This window comes from Lactobacillus nasalidis, assembly GCF_016587775.1.
GTDB lineage: Bacteria > Bacillota > Bacilli > Lactobacillales > Lactobacillaceae > Lactobacillus > Lactobacillus nasalidis.
The window spans coordinates 1-1,343 of sequence record NZ_BOCG01000441.1 but is presented as its reverse complement, the minus strand read 5'-3'; the positions used below and the strand labels follow the sequence as shown (position 1 = coordinate 1,343).

Sequence of the window (1,343 nt, the reverse complement as noted above, 5' to 3'; positions counted from 1 at the left end):
GCATGAAAAATGACAGTGCAAAAAATCATCCACGACCCCCTCAGTTTAAGCCAGCCGGTAGCTAAAGCGGCGGCCAGTGACCGGCAAGCGGCCCAGGACCTGCTGGACACCCTGCTGGCCCACCGGGAAAGCGTTGACGGCCTGCCGCCCGCCGCTGGCCTGGCCGCCAACATGATTGGGGTAAGCAAGGCGATTATCGCGGTCAACGCCGGCTTTTTACCTATAGTTATGCTTAACCCTAAGATCGTTAAAAGATCCGGTCACTACCTGGTAGAAGAAGGCTGCCTGTCTTTGCCGGGAGAGCGGCCAGCTGACCGCTATGAAGAAATCACGGTCAAGTACCAGGATATGGACTTAAAAGAGCATGAGCAGGTCTTTACAGGCTTTGTGGCAGAAACTATCCAGCATGAAGTTGACCACTGCAAGGGCAAATTAATTTAATAAGGTAGGAAAGCAAAAAGCTGGGCCAAACGGCTCAGCTTTTTTAATCGGTCAGGTAGGAGACCGGCTTGTTGACTTCGACCTTGGTGCCGGAGTATTTCTTGGCGATCCACTTCTGGATCTGCTTGTTGTGGTAGAGCTTGCCCAGCTTCTTGTAAGTGGCATTGTTCTGGTTCTTCTTGGCGGTGGCCAGGACATTGATGTTGTTCTTGGTGCGCTGGTCGATCTTTTCGTGGTAAAGGGAATCCTTGAGCACGTTCAAGTTGCCGGCCAGGGCGATGGTGTTGCCGATCAAGACGGCGTCGACGGACTTGATGACCCGCGGGCCGGTGGTATCGTCGATCAGCTTGAACTTGAACTTCTTCGGGTTGGAAACAATGTCGTTGGTGTTGCCGCTGGCTGAGTCAAAGTTTTTTTTCAGCTTGATCAGGCCGGCGCTTTGCAAAAGCAGGAGCCCTCTGGCTTCGTTGGCGGCGTTGTTGGCCAGGGCAATGGTGGCGCCTTTAGGCAGGTCGGAGAGCTTCTTGTACTTGGATGAGTAGATCCCCATTGGTTCCAGGTAGGTCGTGGCCAGGGCTACTTGCTGGCCGGCATTGCTCTTGGACTTGTTGTAGGCTTCAAGGTAGGCCCAGGAAGCGAAGGCGCTGACATTGATGCTGCCGTCGGAGGTTGCCCGCAGGAGGCTTGGCCCGTCGGTGAAGGCCTTAACCTTGATCTTAAGGCCCAGCTTTTTGGCCTGGCTGCTCTTGGCGATGTGCTGCCAGACTTGGACGTCGGGGCCGATAGAGCCGACAGTGACGGTAGTCGTCTGGCTCTTGGCCGTCTGCCGGGAAGAAGTCAGGTGCAGGGCGAAGAAAGCGGCAATGATGACGACGAGGGCGATGACGGCGGCGATGAGCCGC

At 55.5% G+C, this 1,343-nt stretch carries 2 protein-coding genes; one reads left to right on the top strand and one right to left on the bottom strand.

The window, feature by feature from the left end:
- Positions 1-9 precede the first annotated feature (9 nt).
- A complete protein-coding gene (locus tag lacNas_RS08195; RefSeq protein ID WP_201331515.1) occupies positions 10-441 on the top strand; it encodes a peptide deformylase in 432 nt (143 codons plus the stop codon).
- 43 nt (positions 442-484) lie between these two features.
- On the opposite strand, the gene lacNas_RS08190 is transcribed toward lacNas_RS08195, so the two are convergent.
- Entirely contained in the window at positions 485-1,336 is an 852-nt protein-coding gene (locus lacNas_RS08190; RefSeq protein ID WP_201331516.1) for a MetQ/NlpA family ABC transporter substrate-binding protein, read from the bottom strand.
- Positions 1,337-1,343 lie beyond the last annotated feature (7 nt).